1 rRNA gene is annotated in these 2267 nt (G+C 51.4%); it reads left to right on the top strand.

The annotated features are described in order from the left end of the window. Positions 1–99: 99 nt before the first annotated feature. Positions 100–2267: ribosomal RNA gene (locus tag ACQKEZ_RS19420) — 23S ribosomal RNA — on the top strand; the annotation flags it as partial.

Raw genomic sequence — 2267 nt, 5'->3', positions numbered from 1 at the left:
CATTGTTCTTTGAAAACTAGATAACAATAAGTAATACATTCACATTGAAATGCAAAGTTCATCACACAATTTAGTGATTCTTTCTAAAGAAGTAACAATGGTTAAGTTAGAAAGGGCGCACGGTGGATGCCTTGGCACTAGGAGCCGATGAAGGACGGGACGAACACCGATATGCTTCGGGGAGCTGTAAGCAAGCGTTGATCCGGAGATTTCCGAATGGGGAAACCCACTGCTCGTAATGGAGTAGTATCCATACTTGAATACATAGAGTATGAGAAGGCAGACCCGGGGAACTGAAACATCTAAGTACCCGGAGGAAGAGAAAGCAAATGCGATTCCCTGAGTAGCGGCGAGCGAAACGGGAACAGCCCAAACCAAGAGGCTTGCCTCTTGGGGTTGTAGGACACTCTATACGGAGTTACAAAGGAATGAGATAAGCGAAGAGGTCTGGAAAGGCCCGCCAGAGAAGGTAACAGCCCTGTAACTGAAATGTCATTCTCTCCAGAGTGTATCCTGAGTACGGCGGAACACGTGAAATTCCGTCGGAATCCGGGAGGACCATCTCCCAAGGCTAAATACTCCCTAGTGACCGATAGTGAACCAGTACCGTGAGGGAAAGGTGAAAAGCACCCCGGAAGGGGAGTGAAATAGATCCTGAAACCGTGTGCTTACAAGTAGTCAGAGCCCGTTAATGGGTGATGGCGTGCCTTTTGTAGAATGAACCGGCGAGTTACGATCCCGTGCAAGGTTAAGCAGAAAATGCGGAGCCGCAGCGAAAGCGAGTCTGAATAGGGCGAATGAGTACGTGGTCGTAGACCCGAAACCAGGTGATCTACCCATGTCCAGGGTGAAGTTCAGGTAACACTGAATGGAGGCCCGAACCCACGTACGTTGAAAAGTGCGGGGATGAGGTGTGGGTAGGGGTGAAATGCCAATCGAACCTGGAGATAGCTGGTTCTCTCCGAAATAGCTTTAGGGCTAGCCTCAAGGTAAGAGTCTCGGAGGTAGAGCACTGATTGGACTAGGGGCCCCTACCGGGTTACCGAATTCAGTCAAACTCCGAATGCCGATGACTTATCCTTGGGAGTCAGACTGCGAGTGATAAGATCCGTAGTCGAAAGGGAAACAGCCCAGACCGCCAGCTAAGGTCCCAAAGTATACGTTAAGTGGAAAAGGATGTGGAGTTGCTTAGACAACCAGGATGTTGGCTTAGAAGCAGCCACCATTTAAAGAGTGCGTAATAGCTCACTGGTCGAGTGACTCTGCGCCGAAAATGTACCGGGGCTAAACGTATCACCGAAGCTGCGGACTGTTCTAACGAACAGTGGTAGGAGAGCGTTCTAAGTGCTGAGAAGCCAGACCGGAAGGACTGGTGGAGCGCTTAGAAGTGAGAATGCCGGTATGAGTAGCGAAAGACGGGTGAGAATCCCGTCCACCGAATGCCTAAGGTTTCCTGAGGAAGGCTCGTCCGCTCAGGGTTAGTCGGGACCTAAGCCGAGGCCGAAAGGCGTAGGCGATGGACAACAGGTTGATATTCCTGTACCACCTCCTCACCATTTGAGCAATGGGGGGACGCAGGAGGATAGGGTAAGCGCGGTGTTGGATATCCGCGTCCAAGCAGTTAGGCTGGGAAATAGGCAAATCCGTTTCCCGTGAAGGCTGAGCTGTGATGGCGAGTGAAATTATAGTAGCGAAGTTCCTGATTCCACACTGCCAAGAAAAGCCTCTAGCGAGGTGAGAGGTGCCCGTACCGCAAACCGACACAGGTAGGCGAGGAGAGAATCCTAAGGTGATCGAGAGAACTCTCGTTAAGGAACTCGGCAAAATGACCCCGTAACTTCGGGAGAAGGGGTGCTTCTTGGGGTGTTAAAGCCCCGAGAAGCCGCAGTGAATAGGCCCAGGCGACTGTTTAGCAAAAACACAGGTCTCTGCGAAGCCGTAAGGCGAAGTATAGGGGCTGACGCCTGCCCGGTGCTGGAAGGTTAAGAGGAGCGCTTAGCGTAAGCGAAGGTGCGAATTGAAGCCCCAGTAAACGGCGGCCGTAACTATAACGGTCCTAAGGTAGCGAAATTCCTTGTCGGGTAAGTTCCGACCCGCACGAAAGGCGCAACGATCTGGGCACTGTCTCAACGAGAGACTCGGTGAAATTATAGTACCTGTGAAGATGCAGGTTACCCGCGACAGGACGGAAAGACCCCGTGGAGCTTTACTGTAGCCTGATATTGAATGTTGGTACAGCTTGTACAGGATAGGTAGGAGCCTTGGAA

Source organism: Bacillus sp. NPDC077027, from assembly GCF_050269555.1.
Classification (GTDB): Bacteria; Bacillota; Bacilli; order Bacillales; family Bacillaceae; genus Bacillus.
This window is presented reverse-complemented; position numbering and strand designations above follow the sequence as displayed.